The organism is Geobacter metallireducens GS-15, from assembly GCF_000012925.1.
Classification (GTDB): Bacteria; Desulfobacterota; Desulfuromonadia; order Geobacterales; family Geobacteraceae; genus Geobacter; species Geobacter metallireducens.
On the sequence record NC_007517.1, the window covers coordinates 573,477 to 594,156 of the forward strand.

At 62.4% G+C, this 20,680-nt stretch carries 22 protein-coding genes; 17 read left to right on the forward strand and 5 right to left on the reverse strand.

Going from position 1 to position 20,680, the window contains the following annotated elements:
* Positions 1-19: 19 nt before the first annotated feature.
* From extJ to extS, 8 genes are all read left to right on the forward strand, one after another.
* Positions 20-334 carry a selenite/tellurite reduction operon protein ExtJ gene (gene extJ, locus GMET_RS02660; RefSeq protein ID WP_004512229.1) on the forward strand — a complete coding sequence of 105 codons (315 nt, stop codon included), beginning with the start codon at positions 20-22 and terminating at the stop codon, positions 332-334.
* A gap of 113 nt (positions 335-447) precedes the next feature.
* Positions 448-1,800, forward strand: coding sequence for a multiheme c-type cytochrome (seleno)protein ExtKL (gene extKL, locus GMET_RS02665; protein ID WP_261974591.1), 1,353 nt, complete (start codon positions 448-450; stop codon positions 1,798-1,800).
* 93 nt (positions 1,801-1,893) lie between these two features.
* Positions 1,894-3,789 (forward strand): selenite/tellurite reduction operon c-type cytochrome ExtM, encoded by a 1,896-nt coding sequence (extM, locus tag GMET_RS02675; RefSeq protein WP_004512232.1) that lies wholly within the window; start codon positions 1,894-1,896, stop codon positions 3,787-3,789.
* On the forward strand, positions 3,725-4,981 hold the full coding sequence (gene extO, locus GMET_RS02680) for a selenite/tellurite reduction operon b-type cytochrome iron-sulfur cluster-binding subunit ExtO (RefSeq protein ID WP_011365677.1): 1,257 nt from the start codon (positions 3,725-3,727) through the stop codon (positions 4,979-4,981). Before extM ends, extO begins: the two co-directional genes overlap by 65 nt.
* Positions 4,936-5,331: a ubiquinol-cytochrome c reductase iron-sulfur subunit gene (locus tag GMET_RS02685; RefSeq protein WP_004512234.1), complete on the forward strand. Its 396-nt coding sequence runs from the start codon at positions 4,936-4,938 to the stop codon at positions 5,329-5,331. Before extO ends, GMET_RS02685 begins: the two co-directional genes overlap by 46 nt.
* A complete protein-coding gene (locus tag GMET_RS02690; RefSeq protein ID WP_004512235.1) occupies positions 5,328-5,948 on the forward strand; it encodes a cytochrome b N-terminal domain-containing protein in 621 nt (206 codons plus the stop codon). The genes GMET_RS02685 and GMET_RS02690 overlap by 4 nt, the downstream gene beginning before the upstream one ends.
* Before the next feature lie 7 nt (positions 5,949-5,955).
* Entirely contained in the window at positions 5,956-6,417 is a 462-nt protein-coding gene (gene extQ / locus GMET_RS02695; protein WP_004512236.1) for a selenite/tellurite reduction operon b-type cytochrome membrane protein ExtQ, read from the forward strand.
* Positions 6,393-7,184, forward strand: a complete 792-nt coding sequence (gene extS, locus GMET_RS02700) for a selenite/tellurite reduction operon c-type cytochrome lipoprotein ExtS (protein WP_004512237.1) — start codon at positions 6,393-6,395, stop codon at positions 7,182-7,184. Before extQ ends, extS begins: the two co-directional genes overlap by 25 nt.
* On the opposite strand, the gene GMET_RS02705 is transcribed toward extS, so the two are convergent.
* The 5 genes from GMET_RS02705 to GMET_RS02725 all read right to left on the reverse strand — a co-directional run bounded on the left by GMET_RS02705 (position 7,181) and on the right by GMET_RS02725 (position 10,314).
* The gene (locus GMET_RS02705) at positions 7,181-7,771 is read right to left on the reverse strand and encodes a putative metallopeptidase (protein ID WP_011365678.1); all 591 of its coding nucleotides are present in this window, start codon (positions 7,769-7,771) and stop codon (positions 7,181-7,183) included. The genes extS and GMET_RS02705 overlap by 4 nt on opposite strands.
* 12 nt (positions 7,772-7,783) lie before the next feature.
* Positions 7,784-8,074: a hypothetical protein gene (locus tag GMET_RS02710; RefSeq protein ID WP_004512239.1), complete on the reverse strand. Its 291-nt coding sequence runs from the start codon at positions 8,072-8,074 to the stop codon at positions 7,784-7,786.
* Positions 8,075-8,192: 118 nt separating this feature from the next.
* Entirely contained in the window at positions 8,193-8,984 is a 792-nt protein-coding gene (locus tag GMET_RS02715) for an acyl-CoA dehydratase activase (protein WP_004512240.1), read from the reverse strand.
* 6 nt (positions 8,985-8,990) lie between these two features.
* Entirely contained in the window at positions 8,991-9,968 is a 978-nt protein-coding gene (locus GMET_RS02720; protein ID WP_004512241.1) for a 2-hydroxyacyl-CoA dehydratase family protein, read from the reverse strand.
* Positions 9,969-9,972: 4 nt separating this feature from the next.
* Positions 9,973-10,314, reverse strand: a complete 342-nt coding sequence (locus GMET_RS02725; RefSeq protein ID WP_004512242.1) for a hypothetical protein — start codon at positions 10,312-10,314, stop codon at positions 9,973-9,975.
* A 208-nt stretch (positions 10,315-10,522) separates the two neighbouring features.
* On the opposite strand from GMET_RS02725, the gene murI reads away from it, so the two are divergent.
* The 9 genes from murI (at position 10,523) to GMET_RS02770 (ending at position 20,523) form a co-directional block, all read left to right on the forward strand.
* The gene (murI, locus tag GMET_RS02730) at positions 10,523-11,335 is read left to right on the forward strand and encodes a glutamate racemase (RefSeq protein ID WP_011365679.1); all 813 of its coding nucleotides are present in this window, start codon (positions 10,523-10,525) and stop codon (positions 11,333-11,335) included.
* Between the two features lie 5 nt (positions 11,336-11,340).
* Positions 11,341-11,928: a GerMN domain-containing protein gene (locus tag GMET_RS02735; protein WP_004512244.1), complete on the forward strand. Its 588-nt coding sequence runs from the start codon at positions 11,341-11,343 to the stop codon at positions 11,926-11,928.
* Entirely contained in the window at positions 11,925-14,339 is a 2,415-nt protein-coding gene (locus GMET_RS02740; RefSeq protein WP_004512245.1) for a homocysteine S-methyltransferase family protein, read from the forward strand. Before GMET_RS02735 ends, GMET_RS02740 begins: the two co-directional genes overlap by 4 nt.
* Before the next feature lie 100 nt (positions 14,340-14,439).
* On the forward strand, positions 14,440-14,859 hold the full coding sequence (locus GMET_RS02745; protein WP_004512246.1) for a hypothetical protein: 420 nt from the start codon (positions 14,440-14,442) through the stop codon (positions 14,857-14,859).
* Positions 14,856-15,716: a transketolase gene (locus GMET_RS02750; RefSeq protein WP_004512247.1), complete on the forward strand. Its 861-nt coding sequence runs from the start codon at positions 14,856-14,858 to the stop codon at positions 15,714-15,716. The genes GMET_RS02745 and GMET_RS02750 overlap by 4 nt, the downstream gene beginning before the upstream one ends.
* Positions 15,717-15,906: 190 nt before the next feature.
* Positions 15,907-16,851: a transketolase family protein gene (locus tag GMET_RS02755; RefSeq protein WP_011365681.1), complete on the forward strand. Its 945-nt coding sequence runs from the start codon at positions 15,907-15,909 to the stop codon at positions 16,849-16,851.
* A 7-nt stretch (positions 16,852-16,858) separates the two neighbouring features.
* Positions 16,859-17,434, forward strand: coding sequence for a type II secretion system protein (locus GMET_RS02760; protein WP_011365682.1), 576 nt, complete (start codon positions 16,859-16,861; stop codon positions 17,432-17,434).
* Between the two features lie 107 nt (positions 17,435-17,541).
* Positions 17,542-19,041, forward strand: coding sequence for a two-component system sensor histidine kinase NtrB (locus GMET_RS02765; protein ID WP_011365683.1), 1,500 nt, complete (start codon positions 17,542-17,544; stop codon positions 19,039-19,041).
* A gap of 108 nt (positions 19,042-19,149) precedes the next feature.
* Entirely contained in the window at positions 19,150-20,523 is a 1,374-nt protein-coding gene (locus tag GMET_RS02770; RefSeq protein ID WP_004512252.1) for a sigma-54-dependent transcriptional regulator, read from the forward strand.
* Positions 20,524-20,680: the final 157 nt, after the last annotated feature.

Sequence of the window (20,680 nt, forward strand, 5' to 3'; positions counted from 1 at the left end):
CACGCAGGAGGAAAAGAGAATGAAAAAAATCATGATGTCCATCGCAGCAGCCCTTGTGGCGGTTTCAATGGCGGCCGTTGCCTTCGCCTCCGGTTCCTTTTCTGGCAAGGTCACCAAGATTGACGGCGCCAAGGTAACCGTCAAGGCCGACAAGATCCCCGCCTGGGTCAAGAAGGGTGGGAGCGTTTCCGCCATGGGCGGCTCTCCCAAGGTTCTCGATGTGAAGGGGAACGAAGTAACTCTTCGCTTCGGCAAGGCCAAGGCCGACAAGGTCAAAGTGGACTCTTCCCTGACCGTCTCCGAAGCTTCCGGAGACGAGCTCCAGGGGTGCTAGGCTTATGATACCGTGCCTCCCCGCTCCGGGCGGGGAGGTTTTTTGATTATGAATAAATCAAATTATTCAAATTGTTAATACCTAATGATTGGTCCCGGGTAAAGGAGAGGTGAATGATGCTCAAACCTGTATGGCTGAAGCTATCGGTGGCCGCGGTTGCCTTCTGTGCCGCTACGCCGGTCTTTGCCGAAAAGGCCGGTATCGGCTGGCAGGGGACGATCTCCGCCAAGGCCGGCAAGGCTAAGACCATGGCAGAACTGGCCAAGATGTACGATTCAAGTTCCTGTATTGAATGTCACCAGGAGACCCACAACGATTGGAACAAATCGATCCATGCCCGCTCCATCTTCGGCACGAGCCGGACCGCGGCAACCCTCAAGACGGCGGTTGTCAACGGCCTGATGGAGTGGCCCTATTCGGGGGTTAAGAAACCGGAGGATGTGAAGGTTGAGCACCTGATGGGGTGTGCAAAGTGTCACCTTCCCCAGTTGGCTGATGCCGAGGATTCGGTGGCCAAGGAGATCATCGCCACTGTCGACAACTGGCAGGATGCCCTCAAGAAAAAGGATACGGTGAAAGCGTCTGCCGAAGCTGACAAGCTCAAAAGCCTGAACATCAGCTGTCTTGTTTGCCACAACCGCAACGCCATCACCCACAAATGGACCGACGGCTATCCCCAGGCGGGGGTCGTGTACGGCTCCAAGGATGGCGATCACCCGTCGGACGCCTTCCCGAAAATGAAGGCCAGTCCGATCATGAGCGAGTCGATTCAGTGTGGGCAGTGCCACGGCCTCGGTCCCAATATGGAACTGGACAACCCGACCCAGTGCTGCACCAGTTACGGCAGCTACCTCTGGGCCTACACGGCCGAGGGGGGGAGCGAGACCTGCCAGGACTGCCACATGAAGAAGAGCAAGCTCGGCCACAACATGCAGAGCTACCGCGATCCGGGCATGGCCAAGGCTGCGGTGGAGTTCAAGGCTGAGGCGCGGGCGTTCCACTGGCGTGACGGCGCCACGATCAAGCCCAAGGCGGTGGTGAAGGTGGAGATGGTGAACCGTGCCGGCCACTCCATCCCCGATGGCTGACCGACCCCCAACCGACTGGTTCTGTCGGTAATAGCAAAAACAAAAGATGGCCAGGAAGTGTTCAACCAGGAGAAGATCTACATGCCGGTTCCCCAGCAGCTTGGCCGGGGTGACCGGATGGGGCGCGGCCCCTATGAGAAGAGCGGAATTATTGAAGATACCGGCCTCCCGCCGGGCAAGGCGGTCCACGAGCGATTCGACATTTTCTTCCCGGTTGATGAAGTGGAAGAGAACGGCAAGTGGGTGACGAAGCCCACTGCCAGCGAGTTGGACCTCGAAGTGAAGCTCTGGTATCTCCCCTTCGGCACCATGAATGCCGATCCCTTCCTGTGGCATGAGTTCACCAAAAAGGTGAGCATCAGCACCACCGGGAAATAGCAGTATCACGCTTGACCTCCTTCTCTGTTATGGGCCGGCAGGGTCACCTGCCGGCTTTTTTTTCACGGGTCATTGCGCTATGATAGGCGCCAGATGACGTACCTTTCCTTTCTGATAGATTCTCTTCCCCTGCTTCGGCGTTTGGCCACGTTCGCGCTGCTTCCGCTCGCCCTGCTGCTTTCAGGCTGCAATGGGGGTGGGGGAGAAAACGGCTCGTGCCTCTCATGCCACCGGGGTATCGAGCATGCTTCTCCTGCCCATCCCCGCTGCGTTTCCTGCCACGGAGGCAATGAACGGGGCAGGGACAAGGAATCCGCCCACCGGGGCATGTTCGCCCTCCGCAATCCGTCGGATCCCCGCTCCTGGGAGCATAGCTGCGGTGCCTGCCACCCTTGGCAGCTTGCCCGGGTGAAGGGGAGTCTCATGCAGACCAACACCGGGATGATTAAGAACATCCAGCTAACCTGGGAGGGGGAGGACGGAAAGCTCTACGGCAGCCGACGCGAGGATGTCTACTCCCCTGATGGCAAAGAACGGCAGCTTGCCGCGGTGACGGAGCTGGACAATATCTCCGGAGAGCTCTACCGCAAGTTCTGCTCCCTCTGCCATGTCGGCATTGAAAACCGTTACGCCTACGATGTGGGGCATTCGGCGGGGTGTGCCGCCTGCCACTTTCCCTGGAACGATACCGGCACCTATGCCGGCGGCGACCTGACCATGAAGGGGCGGGGGCCGGCCTCGGCTTCCCATGGGATGACGGGGCTTCCGGGCAACGACGTCTGCTTTCGGTGCCATAACCGGAGCGGCCGCATCGCCCTGTCGTACATGGGGCTCAACGACGGCAACACCGCCCAGGTGCCGACGCGAAACGGGTTTCCCGGACCGCTTCTCACCAGCGGGAGCCGGAGCGTCACCCGCATCACGCCGGACATCCACTATGCCATGGGGATGGACTGCATCGACTGCCATACTTCCCGCGACATCATGGGTGACGGATACGCCTACGAGAACCTCTACCACCAGGTGGAGATCCGCTGCGAGGATTGCCACGGCAGCGGCACCGAGCTTCCCCGCTGGCGGGAAATCGTCCGGGAGAACGAAGCCCCGGTGCGCGAGTCGCGGCAGTACCGGCGGCAGATGCGCCCCGGCATGCGGATGATCGTCACCGGCAAGGGGCGCCCCTACTCGAACGTTTTCTACGAAAACGGACTGGTACGGCTTGTCGGCAAACGGAGCGGCCGCCTCTATACCAGCAAGGTGATTACCGGCACCCCGGCCCATACCGTAGCCGGCCACGGCAGGCTGGAGTGCTACAGTTGCCACTCCCGCGCGGTGGTCCAGTGTTACGGCTGCCATACCAACTACGACAAGTCCAGGACCGGCCGCGATTTTGTAAAGGATATGGATACCCTGGGGCTCTTTACCGAGTCCGAGGACTACCGGATGCTCTACCCGTTCCCCCTGGCCCTCAACCAGCGGGGTAAAATATCGCCGGTCACCCCCGGTTGCCAGACCTTCGTGACCGTCACCGAGGTGGACGGGCGCGTGTCCAAAGAGGGGTATGTGACAACCTTCAAGGGTAAGCAGCAGCTGCGCTTTGCCCCCTTCTACTCCCACAACACCGGTGTGAAGGCCATCGGCTGCGGTGAGTGCCACGCAAACCCCGCCTTCCTGGGGTTCGGCCAGCATGAGGTGGAGGGGAGAAATATCGCTGCAACCATGCTCTGCCCCAAAAACGAGGAGAAGCCCCTGGACGGCTTCCAGACCATGGAGGGGGGGAAGGTGCGGGCTTTCTCGGCCGTTACCAGGGAAAATTCCCGCCCGCTTAACGAAGCGGAGGTTATGAAGGTATGGCGGGCAAACCTCTGCATTGTCTGCCACACCCGTCCCGACGACCCCATTTACCGCAAGGAGCTCGACTATCGTGCCCTGGATGATGCACTTCATCGCCGTATTCTGGCTGGCGGCGGCACTCGCGTCGCCCGCTGACGGCGCCGAGAACTGCCGGGCCTGCCACCGGGACGCTGTTTCCGGTCCCCATGCCGCCATCGGCTGTACCCCCTGTCACGGGGACGACCGTTCCACGGTGGGGAATCCGGCCACCGCGGTTGACCGGGCCGCCCGTTGCGTCGCCTGCCACCGGGGCTTCGACCGGCTGTTCGATCACGCCATGGCGACCCGGACGGCGGAACGGCAGTTCGTGGCCAGAACCGTGGGGCGGTTCGATGGAGGATTCTGGGCCGACAACTGCACCGGCTGCCACGTTCGTGGCTGTCTCGACTGCCACGGCGGCAAGGGGCACGCCATGTCCCGACCCCGCGACGGCGTCTGTCTTGACTGTCACCGTGGCTATTTTGTGGGAAGCGACTACCACGGCCGGGCCCCCAGGGAGGACGCTTTCCGCTTCCAGCGGGGCCCCTTTGCCGGTGGAGAACAGTTTCTACCCATGCTTCCCGATGTCCATGCCGAGGCCGGCATCGGCTGCGGCGGCTGCCACGACATGGCGAGCCTGGCCGCCGGCAGGCGGAGCGGCAAGGGATGCCGCGACTGCCACGAACCCGACCAGAGGATAGTGGAGCACCGCATCCCTGCCCACAGGGAGCGGCTCGAATGCTACGCCTGCCACTCGGCCTGGGCGCCCCAGGAGTACGGCACCTTCTGGCTCCGCTTCATCGACAGCCCCCGCCGCCAGGCGCGGTTCACGGCCATCCCCCATCAGGATGAGTGGGTAAAGAGCGCCTATCTCAAGCGGCAGGATGCCCCTCCCTTGGGGCTGAACAGTGCGGGGAAGGTGAGCCCCATTCGGCCGCAGTTCATCCTCTATTTTTCAGATATCCGGAGCGAACGGGCGGTGGGGGAGGAGAACCGGCTCCTGGCCGCGGAGTGGAAGGCATTCTTCCCCCATACGGTCCGGCGGGGCACCGTCATGTGCGACGGCTGCCACGACAATCCGCGCCGCTTCCTCCTGGAGGGGGAAAAGGAGCGGATTTACCGGCTGAAGGATGATGGCTTGTCCCTGGAATCCTTCTGGCGCCGGGAGGGGCAGCGGGTGGTGAACGGGAGTTTCATGGACCCTGAACGGGTCAGGAAGATGGCCGTGAGGACACCGGCGTACACGAAGGGATATATCGAGAAATGGCAGCGGTTGACCGGGGACGCCGGCACTTCATCGCGGCGCTGATTGCGTTCATCGCTTCTTTAGCGGCGGCATGGCGGTTTCTTGTCCCCAAAAGGAGGGAATCCGGGGAGCGCTTCGTCATTGACATGGCGGCCGTTCCGCCACGGGGCGCCCTCGTCTATCGCGAACGCCGACTGGCGGTGATGCGGGATGGAGGTGAGATTTACGCCCTGAATCTGACCTGTACCCATCTCGGCTGTACCGTGACCGTAACCCCGGGGGAGATTGTCTGCCCCTGCCACGGCAGTCGCTTCGACCTCAAGGGCAATGTTCTGAAAGGGCCGGCCGACCGGCCCCTGGCCCGCCACCGGCTTGAAATCCGTGGTGGGAGGGTGGAGATTTATCCGGGATGATCAAGGAATTTGCCAAACATCTCTTCCCCCGGGTGGTGCTGCGGGAGAACCTGCGGTTCACCTACACCTTCTGTCTGGGGGGACTCGCCTTCACGGCGCTCATCGCTCTGGCCGTGTCCGGGGTGCTGCTCCTGTTCTATTACCAGCCGACACCCGCCGGGGCCTTTGACTCCATCCTCTTCCTGGAATCGACGGTCGTTGGCGGGAAGTACCTGCGGGGACTCCACCGGCTTGCCTCCCACGGACTTTTGGTCCTGCTGTTCCTCCATGTCCTTCGGGTGGTGCTCTCCGGCGCCTACCGGCCGCCGCGGGAGCTAACCTGGGTGGTGGGGGTGGGGCTTCTGGCGCTGTCGGTGTTCGAGGCGTACACCGGCTATCTCCTCCCCATGGACCAGTTGGCCTTCTGGGCGACCCGAACCGGTATGGAGCTTCTGGCCACCCTGCCTGGAGGTCCGTGGCTGAAGGCCGTCCTCGTCCCCGACGGAGTGGGGGAACCCCTGTCGCTGCTGCGCTTTTACGCGCTCCATGTGGTAGTTGTCCCCGTGGCGGTGCTGGCCCTGTCGTTTCTCCACTTCTACCGGGTGCGCAAGACAAAGGGGATACTGCCGTATCTGTGAGGGCTCAATGGCTGAAAGGATGGAAGTGAAAAACGACTTGAGGCGGGGACCGCGCGGCAGTGGCGAATACGTAAGGAGTTCCCCCCACTTTTTTCGCCTCGTCAAGCGGGCTTTCTGGGGGGGGCTGGTGGCCCTGGCGCTGCTGGCCATGGTTATCCCTGCGCCGCTTCTGGACCCAGCGAATCCGGGCGCGCCGCCGAATCCTGCCAAATCGGCCTGGTTTCTCCTCTGGACCCAGGAGGTGGTGAGCCACGGCAACGGCTTTGCCTGGATCATCGTGGGGCTCTCCCTCTGGTTCCTGGCCCTGCCGTGGCTCGGTATGCACCGCCCCGAGCGCGCCGTCTGGTTTGGTGAGGGGAACCGCGCCGCTGCCTGGACCACCATCGCCGTCTTTGCGGCCATCGTGTCAATGACGGTCCTGGCCATGTTCTTCAGGGGGGAAAATTGGTCGCTCGTCTCCCCCTTCTGATCCTGCTCTGCCTGGTGCTTGCCGCCTGCGTGGGGAAAGCGCCGGGCGAGGGGTGCCTCTCCTGCCACCCGTCCCATTACGCCGAGCGGGGGAGTTGTGTCTCCTGCCACCGGGGGAACGGGAAGAGCGTCCGCAAAGCCATTGCCCACCATCGGCTCATTCCGGCGGAACTTGCCCATTTTACGGTTCCGGGAAGTCGCCGGGTGGAGGAGGGGAAGCGTTTGGTAGAGCGGTTCGGCTGCCGCCGCTGCCACAACCTGGGCGGCAAGGGGACACGGCTTGCCGCCGATCTGGACCGTCTGGCCGGTGACGACCCGGTGCGGCTCTTCGGCGCCATCAAACGGCCGGTCCTCTTTATGCCCGACTTTCATTTCGACGACCGGCAAACGGCCGGCCTGGTCAATGCCGTCATGGCTTTTGCCGCGAAAGCTCCGCGGCCCGTAAGTGGCGGGCTTCCGGTTGTCGTTCACTTCGCCTCCCCCCAGCAAGGGGAGAAGAACATCTTTGAGAAAAAATGCGGTGGCTGCCATCGGCTGCTGACGGCCCGCGAGGGAGCGCTGGGTAACGGCGACGTCGCTCCCAATCTCTCGGGGCTATTTACCCCCTTCTACCCGACTCCCTTCAAGCCCGGCGAGCCATGGACCCCCGAACGGCTCGGACGCTGGCTCGACAATCCCAGGGCCGTGCGGCCGGACACCCCGATGCCGCCGGTGCGCCTTTCTCTCACTGAAAAAAAACAACTGACAGAGATGCTGAAAATCGATTAGCACCGTTCCGTTTTTATCAACGGGATGCGGAACCTTCTCCCCACGATGGTGTGGTGGCGGTTGCGTAGTTCCGCCATGGTGCCGTCGAGAAAGGCCGGGATAGCCGGTTCCCCGTGCTCTGCCAGGTAGGCATCCACGAGGGTTCCCATGTATGCGTTGAACTTTCGCGTGGAGCTGCCGTGGGCGAAATTGCGGCCCGGAAAGCGGCGGATGTCGCCGTCGAAGGCGGGCGAGATGTGGAAGAGTTCGTGGAAGATGGTGATGAGTTTTTCCCTGGGGGTGAGGTCGAAAAAGCGGGGGACCAGGAAGTAGATGACGTAGAGGATTTCATTGCCCCGGTGGGTCACTGACGGCATGGTGCTCCGGTAGGTGTGGCGACCCCGCTGCCGTTCGATGCTCTTCGCCCCTCCGGGGAACCGGAGGGGGTGGATCTTGGCGTATGTTCCCCGGATGCCCCCGCTCCGGGTTGACGAGATGCAGATCAGGAGCCGGGACGGATCGATGTGGCACATCTCCGGAACGTGGCCCGCGATGTGGGTTACGAGCTGTTCCAGTTCACGGGTGAGATTAAGGACGGTCCCCCCCATGGCGCAGGCAGATTACTTCGACTTGAATTTGTGGCAGAACAGGCAGCGCATGGGGCCGTCGGCCGGTTTCACCGGGTGTTCCTTGGGGAAGGGGATGCCGCCGGGGCCCTCAAAGTGGCACGATGGGCATTGCGCGTCCAGATCGATCTTGGTGGCGCCGCTGTTGAACGCATCGTAGAACCGCTTGTGGGCATCGTCATGGGGGACCTTCTTGGTCTTCACCTCGCCGGATATGGCCCAGAACCCGCCAAACACGGCGATGATGAGAATGATGAAAAACCAGTCTTTCTTTGCCAGCTTCATGAAACCTCCGAAAGGCCGGGACCAGGGACCGGGGACCGGGGACCAGGAAAAACATGCTGATCCTGTTACCGTCTCGGTCGCGTTGCCGTGGTTCCGTGATTGTCTTTTTCTTTTGTTTTTACCGGTCCCCGGTCCCCGGTCCCGGGTCCCCGAATTTTGCGCAGCCGATGGCTCCGTTGTGTTGAGGGTGTTCCGGCACGATCACCGTGAGCCTCGTTTTTTCTTCCAGCAGTCTGACAACCCCTCTGTTTTGGGCTACCCCTCCGGTCAGGACGATGGTCTCCGATGCGAAACGCTTGAGCATCGGCATGACCCGCGTGACGAGGGTCTGGTTCACCCCGGCGCAGAGCCGTTCCACCGGGTGTCCCCTGAGGATCTGGCCGATGAGCTCCGACTCCCCGAAGATGCCGCAGGTGGCGTCGAGCTTTACCGGGTCCTCCCAGTGGGAGGAGAGCTCGTCGAGGGAAAGCTCCAGGATTGCGGCCATGTTTTCCAGGTAGCGGCCGCTGGAGGCGGCGCACTTGTCGTTCATGACAAAGTCGGCCAGCTTTCCTTCACGCACGAGGGCCACCTTGGTGTCCTGCCCCCCCATGTCCAGGAGGGTGAAGTCCCGAAGTCCCGTCTGGAGCAGTGCCCCGGCCACGTGGGCCCTTATTTCCGAGATAACCTTCGCTCCCTTGAGGGAGAGCGTGTTGCGGCCGTAGCCGGTGACCACCACCGCGGCCCCGGCTAGTTCATCGGCGGAGAAGATGCCGCTTGCCGCCAGGTCCAGTTCCAGCTCATCCTCGGCGAGGCGGCCGTAGCGCTTGTAGAAGGTGACGGTGTCGTGGTCCGCCAGTCGCACGATCCGCTCCCCGTCCAGGAGGGCGAACTTGGCTTTTCTGCTTCCCAAATCTATGCCGATCCGCATAGTTCGTTACCCTGCCAGCATTTCGAGGAATCCCTCGATCCGGATTTTTGTGCGGGCGTCCAGGGGGGTCGGCTTGTCCCCCTCTAGGGTCAGGATGGGGAGAGGCACCTTCTGGCGCACGATCATGTCCTCGATCTGCCGGAAGCAGAAGGACTGGACGTAGTGGATGACCGCGTCCACCTTGCGCCGCTCCAGCTCCAGAAGGATGTCGGAGAGGCGGTGGAAGATGTCATAGGGATAGGTGTAAACATGGTACTGCTCAACCATGTCCTGCGTGTCGTAGGGCATGGCGAACTGGCGCTGGGTTTCATTGAACACCACCCGTGCCCCCAGGCTCTCCGTGAACTGGTAAAGGTCGTCGAAGATGGGGGGGACCCCGATGTAGGCGAGCCGCAGCGTGTCCTTGAAGGGGGTGCGGTTTTTCGCCTCGGCCAGGAAGGCGTCCACGTCGGCCTCGAAGCGGTCCGGATCGCTGTTCATGTCCGACGTGCAGACTTGATAGTAGTGGTTTTCCGCGCCGGTCACCCGGTTCTCCTCCCAGGTGAGACGGTCGATTTCCCTGACTTTGCGCCGGATGCGCCCCAGCCGTTCCCGGGAGAGGTTGACCGCGTCCCATCCCACGCCGAAATGGCGCATGAGCTTCTCGATTTCGAACCGGATGCTCTCCGGCTGCCGGTCATGGGGATAGGCAAAGGGGACCGTCTCCACCCCCTTGAGGGAGAGCACTTCCATGAGCGCCCGGGTGTTGCTGCAATCCCCCTCGGTTACCGCTATCAGTTCTTTTATCCCCTTTTCGAGGATCGCCGCGTACATCCCCTTGATCCAGCTGCAGGTGCTGCGGGGGAAGCCGTCCACCTCTGCCTCCTCGATGAGCTGGTGGCTCCGGGGGCTGGTGATGAAGACGTTGTTCAGGTCCACGGGGACCTTTTCCGCCGCAAGGATCACTTCCAGCGGGATAGTGGTGGTAAAGCCGACACGGTGCACGGGGCTACTCCGATTTGATGAAGAGGAAATAGATGAGGAAGCCGCCAATCACGAGCCCGCCAAAGGCAAAGGGGAGGGTGGAGCTGAGGGAAAGTTCGTTTCCCTCGCCGGCGGGAAGCGTAAAGCGGATCAGGAGCGCAATGGAAACCACGGCGAAGAGAAACGCCAGCACGGCCTTGGAGCGCTTGATGACGGCGTAGAAGACCAGGATCGTGAAGAGGCCGATGATCCACGGGTTTTCCATGGCTCCCTTGAGGGTGAGGTTCTTCACGAAGGTGACGATGTTCTGGGTCTCGAAGGGGGTGAGGGCTTCCTGCCCCTTGTTGAGCATTTCCTGTTTGTCCATGGGGGCTCCCGATGGTGTGGGGTTGCTGCGGCGTTCCCGTCTATATAGCAGATTTTGCTTGGAAAATGAAGCGTTCAGCTGTTGTTTCCCCGGGGGGCAAATACCTTGACATTTTGTCGACGGCTCACCTACTATATATATTTTTTATTATTCCAACAACCGAAAGCACCGGCCGTTCGGGTCGGACCGGATGCGCGGAGAAGAAACCTTGCCCTGGAAAGCCATCGGCATCTTTGACTCGGGGGTCGGCGGCCTCACCGTCCTCAAGGAGATCATCAAGGCCCTCCCCCAGGAGGACACCATCTATTTCGGCGACACGGCCCGGGTTCCCTACGGGACCAAGTCCCCGGAAACCGTCACCCGCTACAGCCTCGAAATCGCTTCGTTCCTCGTGCACCGCGATATCAAACTCCTGGTGGTGGCCTGCAACACCGCCTCGGCCTGCGCCCTGGAAGCCCTGCAGCAGACTCTCTCAATCCCCGTGGTCGGCGTCATCGAGCCTGGGGCCCGCCGGGCCGCCGCCGTCACCCGCAGCGGCAGGGTGGGGGTGATCGGCACCGAGGGGACCATCCGGAGCAGCGCCTATGCCAAGGCCATCAAGCGGATTAACCCCGAGGTGGAGGTGGTGACCCGGGCCTGTCCCCTCTTCGTTCCCCTGGCCGAGGAGGGGTGGACCGACAACGAGGTGGCGCACCTGACCGCCCGCACCTACCTGTCGGGGCTGCGGGAGGCGGGGGTCGACACCCTGGTCCTCGGCTGCACCCACTATCCCCTTCTCAAGCGGGTCATCGGCGAGACCATCGGCGAGGAGGTGAAGTTGGTGGACTCTGCCGAGGAAACGGCCCGCATCGTGGCGGAAATCCTCCGGGGGGGGGAACTCCTGCGTCCCACCTCCGAGCAGGGAAACCACCACTACTTCGTGTCCGATGTGCCGGCGGGGTTCATCCGGGTCGGTAACCGGTTCCTCGGGGGGAAACTGGGCGACGTCTATCAGGTGAGCCTCGAGGCGGAAAAGGAATAGGAGCCATGAAGAGAACCAAGCCCCACAGCCGGGAGCAACTCGTGCTCGCCGCCTTCCTCATCGCCGCCATTGTGTTCGGCCTCCTGTTTTTCGGCAAGTACCAAGCGAGCCGCGAGCTTCCCACGACCAAGCCGGAGCCGAAACCGGTGGGCACCGTCCAGGTGACCCTCTTCTTTGCCACTCCCGACGCCGAGGGGCTCGGCCGCGAGGGGCGCCAGATGGCGGCCTGCGAATCCCTTCCCGAGTGCGTCGAGTCCCTCGTGGACGAGGTGGCCAATGGCCCCGTGGGGGACCTCCATCCGACCCTCCCCCCCAATGCCGTGGTGCATGATGTGCGGATCGAGGGGGATACGGCCGTGGTGGATTTCGGCGACGATCTCCTGAAGGGGCTTCCCGGCGGGAGTTCCGCCGAGATGGCCGCGGTCTACTCGGTTGTCAATACCATCTGCCTCAACTACCCCCAGATCAAGGGGGTCAAGTTTCTCGTCGACGGCGCAGAGGTTGAGACCCTTACGGGACACCTGGACCTGCGCCTTCCCATCCCCCCCGATTTCTCCCTGGAAAAAAATAACAAAAAGGTGGCGACGCCATGAAAACACCCTTTCTGCAGGCGATCAAAGAACGGGTCCTGGTCCTTGACGGGGCCATGGGGACCATGCTCCAGGAGCGGGGGCTGCGCCCCGGCCAGTCCCCCGAAGAGCTGAACCTCACCATGCCCGACGTGGTGGCCGGGGTCCATCGGGAATATCTGGAGGCTGGGGCCGACATCATCGTCACCAACACCTTCGGCGGCACCCGCCCCAAGCTGGAGCACTACGGCCTGGAGGAGAAGGTCCGCGAGATCAACGCCCGGGCCGTGGAGATCGCCCGGGAGGTTTGCGGCGACCGGGCCTACGTGGCCGCCTCCATGGGGCCCACGGGGCTCTTCGTGGAGCCGGTGGGGGAGGCGACCTTCGACGCCATGGCCGCCTTCTTCCGGGAACAGGCCGCGGCCCTCATCGAAGCCGGCGCCGACCTCATCACCCTGGAGACCTTCCTCGACATCAAGGAGATCCGGGCAGCGGTCATCGCCATCCGTGAGGTCTCTCCCACGATCCCCGTCATCGCCCAGCTCACCTTCGACAACGAGGGACGCACTGTCCTCGGCACCCCCCCCGAAGCGGCGGCCGTGACCCTAGCGGCGGCCGGGGCCGACATCGTCGGCTCCAACTGCGGTCTCGGTCCCGATGGCATCTGCGCCGTCCTGGGAGCCATGCGTGGGGTGACCCGGCTTCCCCTCATTTCCCAGGCCAACGCGGGGCTGCCGAAGCTGGTGGACGGCAAGACCGTCTTCCCCGGCACCCCCGACGACATGACCGCCTTCCACGACCGGATGCTGGGACTGAACGTGCGGGTCATTGGCGGTTGCTGCGGCACCACCCCGACCCACATCCGGGCCATCAAGGAGGCCCTGGCGGGGCGCGACCAGTCGTGGCGCGACTGCGGCCCCCCGGCCGGGGTCACGTTCCTGGCGAGCCGCACCTCGGTCGTCGCCCTCGGCGGGGGCCTTCCCGCGGCCATCATCGGCGAGCGGATCAACCCCACCGGCAAGAAGGCCTTTGCCCAGGAGCTGCGGGAGGGGAAGATTACCACCATCCGCCGCGAGGCCATGGAACAGACGGCTGCCGGCGCCCACCTCCTGGACGTGAACGTGGGGACCCCGGGGATCGACGAGCCTGCCGCCATGGAGCGGGCGGTCTTCTGTGTTACCGGAAGCGTCGCCGTGCCGCTGGTCCTCGATTCTTCCGATCCGGCGGCCCTGGAACGGGGACTCAAGGCGGCCGACGGCAAGGTTCTCGTGAACTCCGTGAACGGCGAGACGAAGAGCATCGAGCGGGTCCTCCCCCTGGTGAAGAAGTACGGCGCCGCCGTCATCGGCCTGGCCCTGGACGAGACCGGTATCCCCGAGACCGCCGAGGGGCGCCTGGCCGTGGCGGAACGGATCGTGGCCGCTGCGGAAGGGCGCGGCATCTCCCGCAACGACGTGGTGATTGATTGCCTGACCCTCACCGTGAGCGCTGAGCAGAAGCGGGCCATGGAAACCCTGCGGGCGGTGCGCCTCGTGAAGGAGATCATTGGCTGCCCCACGGTCCTCGGCGTCAGCAACATCTCCTTCGGCCTTCCCCGCCGTCCCCTCATCTCTTCGGCCTTCTTCGCCATGGCCTTGGCCGCGGGGCTCGACGCCGCCATCGTCAACCCGAAGGAGGAGGAGATGATGGCGGCCTGGCGTTCGGCCATGGTCCTCCTGAACCGGGACCCCAGCGCTGCCGCGTACATCGCTGCCTACGCCGGGACGGCCGCCGCTGCCCCTGAACCGGCAGCGTCCGGCGAGGCCCTCGACATTCGGGAGCGCTTGAAGCGTGCCGTCATCACCGGCGACAGGGAGAATATCGTTGCGTTGGTTGAGGAGGCGCTTGGCCAGGGGCTCGAACCGCTCCAGGTGAGCAACGAAGGGCTCCTCCCCGGCCTGGAGGAGGTGGGGCGGCGCTTCGAGAAGAACCTCGTCTTCCTTCCCCAGGTGATGCAGTCGGCCGACACGATGCAGGCCGCCTTCGGCCGCCTCAGGGAGGTCATGAAGGGTTCTCCCGCCGCCAGCCGGGGGAAGATCCTCATGGCCACCGTCGAGGGGGACATCCACGATATCGGCAAGAATATCGTCTGCACGCTCCTGGAGAACCACGGCTTCGAGGTGATCGATCTGGGGAAGAACGTCCCTGCCGACCGGATCGTGGGAAAGGCCCGGGAATTGGGCGTCGATGCCGTGGGGCTCTCGGCCCTCATGACCACCACCATGACCGAGATGGAGAATGTGATTGCGCGGCTGAAGGAGGCCGGCATCCGGACGTTCACCATGGTGGGGGGGGCGGTGGTGACCCAGGAGTACGCCGACGAGATTGGCGCCGATCTCTACGCCCGGGACGCCATGGAGGCGGTGGCGCGGATCAAGGCGCTGCTGGAGAAGTAGGCGTAACTGGCCGATTCGGCTGGGTATTTTCAGTCCTTGCAACCGTGGGGCTATCCGTGATAGTTTTAATCGGTTACGTCATTTGACGGACAGGTGCCCCATGGTCGTCGGATTCAATCACAACGTCATGTACAAGGGAGAGGTCTTCCACGTCCAGACCGAGGACAGCGGGATCGCCAATCCCCACATCGTTACCCTCATCTATCGGGAGGGGACGATTATCGCCGCCCGCAAGACGAGCTATGCCGACATCATCAAGGTGGATAACCTGGAGCGGGTAGTCGAGGAGCTCATGAAGGAGCAGCACAAGGGGATGCTCCGGAGGCTCAAGAACGGTGAATTCGATGCCAAGGCATTCCCTCCTTCCCGCATCGCTCCGGCTGCCCAGCCGGCGCCGAAACCCGCCCTCGCGCCCCAACCAGCTTCCGTCGCACCTCCCAAACCCCCAACCAAACCACAGGAAAAACCGTCCAGTCTCGACGACGTCATCCTCGACTTCCTCTTGACGGACGATAAATGACCATCAGTATGGAAAGGAACATCGTGGACAGCGAAAAGATTGCTCAACTCCAGGAGAAGGCCCGGCAACTCCGGGTCGACATCGTCAAGACCCTCCACAAGTCCCAGTCGGGGCACACGGGAGGCTCCCTCTCGGCCATCGATATGGTTACGGCCCTCTACTTCCAGGTGATGAAGCACAATCCGGCCGACCCGGCCTGGCCCGGGCGGGACCGTTTCGTCCTCTGCAAGGGGCACGCGGCCCCGGCCCTCTACGTGGCCCTGGCCGAGGCGGGGTACTTCCCCAAGGAGGACCTCATGACGCTGCGGCGCCTGGGCTCCCATCTCCAGGGGCATCCCGACAGCAAGCAGACCCCCGGTGTCGAGGTCTGCACCGGCTCCCTGGGGCAGGGGCTTTCCATGGCCAACGGCATGGCCCTGGGGCTTCGTCTTGACGGAAGCTCAAGCCGCGTTTACGCCTTGCTTGGTGACGGCGAACTCCAGGAGGGGCAAGTCTGGGAGGCCGCCATGGCTGCCGGCCACTACAAGCTCGACAATCTCTGCGCCCTGGTGGATGTGAACCGTCTCCAGATCGACGGCGAAGTGGCCAAGGTCATGGCCGTGGAGCCGGTCACCGACAAGTTCCGGGCCTTTGGCTGGAACGTGATCGACATTGACGGCCACGACATGGGAGCCATCGTGACCGCCCTGGGACAGGCCGCCGAGGCCAAGGGGAAGCCGACCGTAATCGTTGCCCGTACCGTCAAGGGGAAAGGGGTTTCGTTCTTTGAGAACAAGGCTTCCTACCACGGCGTTGCCCCCAGTGACGAGGAGCTTCCCAAGGCACTGGAGTGCCTGGGCGAACAGTGCTACCTGTAGGTAGGGCTGCGGCTTTCACACCGGCTCGCCGCCGTCCTCGTCGCTCCTTTGTGCGGCGTAGCGCTGCTACGCCTCCGCAGTCTCTCCTGCGGGTGCGACGATCCGGCGCAAAATCCGCAGCCCACGGGACATTCAATGGACGCAAATGAATTGCGCCCATACACAACTGAACAGAAAGGACATTAACTATATGAGTACCATGATCGCCACCCGCGACGCCTACGGGCAGACCCTGGCGGAGTTGGGGGAGGAAAACAGCAGCATCGTCGTCCTGGACGCCGACCTTTCCGGCTCCACCAAAACCTCCACCTTTGCCAAGAAGTTCCCCGAGCGTTTCTTTAACATGGGGATCGCCGAGGCCAACATGGTCGGCACAGCTGCCGGCCTTGCCGCCGCCGGGAAGATTCCCTTCGTCTCCACCTTCGCCATCTTTGCCGTGGGCCGGGCCTGGGAGCAGGTCCGCCAGTCGGCTGCCTATCCCAAGGCAAATGTGAAGATCGTCGCCACCCACGGTGGGATCACCGTGGGCGAGGACGGGGGCTCCCATCAGTCGGTGGAGGACATCGCCATCATGCGGGCCGTCCCCAACATGACCGTTATCGTGCCGGCAGACGGCCCCGAGACCGCCAAGGCGATCCGGGCCGCCGCCGCGTATAAAGGGCCGGTCTACGTGCGGCTTGGCCGCAACAAGGTGCCGACCGTCACCGCGGCCGATGCTCCCTTCGAGATCGGTAAAGGTGTTCAGTTGGCCGACGGCACGGACCTCACCTTTGTCACCACCGGCCTCATGACCGCCCAGGCCCTGGCCGCCGCCGAGACCCTGAAAGGCGAGGGGATTTCCGCCCGCGTGGTGCATCTGGCAACCGTAAAACCCCTGGATGGGGATATCCTCCTGAAGGCCGCTCGGGAGACCGGCGCCATCGTCACCGCCGAAGAGCACTCCATTGTCGGAGGGCTGGGAGGCGCCGTGGCCGAGTTCCTGGCGGAAAACTCCCCCGTTCCCCTGAAGCGGGTGGGGATCAACGACCGCTTCGGCACCTCCGGCAAGGCAGAGGAACTCCTCAAGTACTTCGGTCTCATGCCGATAGATCTTGTGGAGGCTGCACGGGGGGTTGTCGCCCGAAAGGGGAAGTGAGGTGGCGATGGAGCCCCCCCGCTCCTCCCTGCTGACGTCCTCCTCCGGTTTCACCTACATCGCCGCCCTCATGATCATCGTCATCATGGGGATCATGCTCGGCATCACCGGGCAGACCTGGCGGACAAAGATGAAGCGGGAACGGGAGACGGAACTCCTCTTCCGGGGAGTGCAGTATCAGCGCGCCATCCGGCGCTGGCACCAGTACGACGTGACGGAAGGGAAGCCGCTCAAGACGACGACGCAGGCCGCCCGCCCCCTCAATGATCTGAAAGATCTCCTGAAGGATCCCGGCTCCCTGTCCAAGGAGCGCTATCTGCGCCGGCTCTTCACCGATCCGTTTACGGACAAGGAGTTCGAGGTGGTCCGCAATCCGCAGAAGGGGATCATCGGCGTTCGTGTAACCGAAGAGGATGAACCCTTTAAACAGGGGAACTTCGACAAGGAGCTGGAAGGGCTCGATCAGAAAAAAAAGTACAACGAATGGGTCTTTGGCCTTCCCGAAGCCGTGACCCCAACAGCCGGCAAGGTCACGCAGGGTTCACCCGCCAGCGCCGGCGCTGGCACTTCGTCGGTGCCGTGATCCGTCATGGCATCGCCCTTCTGGTGGAGCGGCATGCAGTGGATTGACATCAGCGCAGCGCAGTTGCCCCTGCAAGGATTCCCCGGCTCCGCCACCTCGGAGGTAGGTTGATCTTCAAAAGCCTGACAACGAGAGTTATCGTAACCCTGGTCGGCCTCCTTTCCGTGGGAATCGGCACCTTTACCTACTTCAACCTCAAACGGGAAAAAGACCAGCTTGTCAAGGCAACCCGCGAGAATGCCTACCTCCTTCTCGACACTATCGAGCGCAGCATCTACAAGTCCATGAGCGTTGGTGACACCCAGGATGTGCAGGTCATGCTGCAGATGGTGGGCCATAGCCACAGCAAACTCATCGGCGTCAGGATATTTCATCCCCAGGGAATCGTCCTCAAGTCGTCCCGGCCCGAGGAGGTGGGGATGCCGGTGCCCGAGGGGGATTACCAACTCTTTATCAACAACCGCAAGGAAGGTGTCTACTCCAGCGACGCCTTCGGTGAGGTCCTCGGGGTTATCAAGCCGATCTACAACGATGTGCTGTGCCAACGGTGCCACGGCACCAAAAAGCGGCTTATCGGGGTTCTCAACGTCAACTACTCCCAGGTCGAGACCAACCGCCGGATTCTTGAGGCAACGCGGCTTTCCCTCGTCTCCACCGGTGCGGTCATTCTCTTCTGCGCGGCAGCCATCTCCCTCGTCATCGTCCGATTTGTCCGGCAACCCTTGAACAACCTCATCGACAGCATGGCGCGGGTGGAGGAGGGAGACCTTTCCGTCCGCATAACCCCTGTGGCCGAGGACGAGATCGGCCGGCTCATCGTGAGTTTCGACTCCATGGTCGGCAAGCTCGACAAGGCGAAGAGGGAACTGGAAGAGTACCACTTCCAGCAGATGGAACGGGCCGATCGTCTGGCCTCGGTGGGGGAAATGGCCGCGGGGATCGCTCACGAAATCAAGAACCCCCTGGCCGGCATCTCGGCGGCCATGACCATCATCCGTCAGGATTTTTCCGACGAAGATCCCCGCAAGGAGATCATCGGAGAAGTGGTCGAGCAGGTGAGCCGGCTCGACAAGACGGTGAACGATCTCCTGTTCTTCGGCAAGCCGACCCCCCCCGAACCGACCTATGCCGACGTGAACGCGATCCTGCGGAAAACCCTCCTCTTCGCCCTGCAGCACAAGGGGGGAAAGAATATCGCCAAGAGCCTGGATCTTGCCGACGGCCTTCCGGAAATCTTCGTGGACCCGAAGCAGGTGCAGCAGGTTTTCCTGAATCTGATCCTTAACGCCATCCAGGCCATGCAGGCCGACGGGGGGACCCTCACCGTGGGGAGTTCCCTGGTGGACCTTGACGGCAAGGGGTGGGTGCGCACCACCATTGCCGACACTGGCCCCGGCATCCCGGAGCCGATCATCGGCAAAATCTTTACCCCCTTCTTCACCACCAAGGCACAAGGGACGGGGCTTGGACTCGCCATCTGCCACAAGCTCATTACCCAGCATGGCGGTACCCTTTCCGTGACCAGCGAAGACGGCAAAGGAACGGTGTTCACCATCGATCTGCCGGTGGCGGCATACGAAGAGGGTGCGCCGGAAGAAGAGGCATAGTGGCCGGAGTCGGTCAGGTTTTATTCTGGATTCTGGCTCCTGTATTCTGTATTCTTTTTTCATTCGGTAATTTCCAGATATCCGCTTGGTTACGATAAAGGAGCAGATGTGAGAAAGACGAAGATTCTGGTTGTCGACGACGAGCACCTTATCCGCTGGTCCCTGGAGCAGAATCTGAAAAAACAGGGATACGAGGTGGTTTCGGCCGGCAACGGCGAGGATGCCCTGCGGCTCGTCCGGGATGAACAACCGGACCTGGTGCTGCTCGATATCCAGCTCCCCGGCATCAGTGGCCTGGATGTCCTGGAGAAGATCAAGGAGCACGACGAGGAGATCATCGTGATCATGGTCACGGCCCACGGAGCGCTGGAGACGGCGGTTCATGCCATGCGGCTCGGGGCCTTCGACTATATCAACAAGCCCTTTAACCTGGACGAGATGGCCATCGTCATCCGCAAGGCCCTGGAAACCTCCGATCTCCGGCGGGAGGTCCAGCGGCTGCGGGGTGAGCAGGCGAAGAAGTTCGGTACGCCCGATATCATCGGAGCGAGCCGCCACATGAAGAACGTCCTCGACATGATGGAGAAGGTGGCCAAGAGCGACGCCTCCACTGTCCTCGTTCAGGGAGAGTCGGGGACCGGCAAGGAGCTGGTCGCCAAGTGGATCCACTATAAATCCGCCCGGGCCGAACGCCCCTTTGTCGCCATAAACTGCGCTGCTGTCCCGGCGACACTCCTCGAAAGCGAGCTCTTCGGTCATGAAAAAGGGGCCTTCACCGACGCCAAGGCGATGAAAAAGGGGCTTTTCGAGCTGGCCGACGGTGGCACGGTCTTTCTTGACGAGATCGGCGACATGGAGTTGGGGATGCAGGCGAAGCTCCTCCGCTTCCTGGAGGAACGGACCTTCCGCCGCATCGGCGGCACCAAGTCGTTTTCCGTCGATGTCCGGATCATCTCCGCCACCAACCGCGACCTCATCAAGGCGATCGAGGAAAAGAGCTTCCGCAACGATCTCTACTATCGCCTCCAGGTGATCCCCATCTATCTCCCCCCCCTGCGGGAGCGGCGGGAAGACATCCTCACCCTGACCAGCCATTTCATCGAGCTGTTCAACGCCGAGTTCAACAAGCATGTCACCGGCATCTCCAAGATGGCGGAGAAACTCTTGCTCGACTACACCTGGCCCGGCAATATCCGCGAATTGAAGAACGTCATCGAGCGCGCCATCATTCTCGGCAATGACGAGACGCTCCTCCTTGAGCACCTGCCGCTGGAAATCGTCGCCAAGGCCTCCTCCCAGTCCGTGGGGCTCACCACCTTCAAGCTTCCCCCCGAGGGGATAGACATTGAAGAGGTGGAAAAGGAGCTTATCCGCCAGGCCCTGGAGATCTCGGACTGGAACCAGTCCAAGGCGGCCAGGAAGCTTAATCTCGGCATTGACGCCTTCCGTTACCGGATGAAGAAATTCGGGTATTTGAAGTAGAAGTAACCTTCCCCTTCATCGCAGCGTTGTCATTTGACGGATTCCCGGAACCTTTCCGAAGTTGCCGGGAACCTCATTCCTTCCCTTTTCCCGCGAAATTCTCTTCCGTTTAGTCAAAAAAACGTCTCCGGACAAAACCCCCATCGGTGCGAAGTGG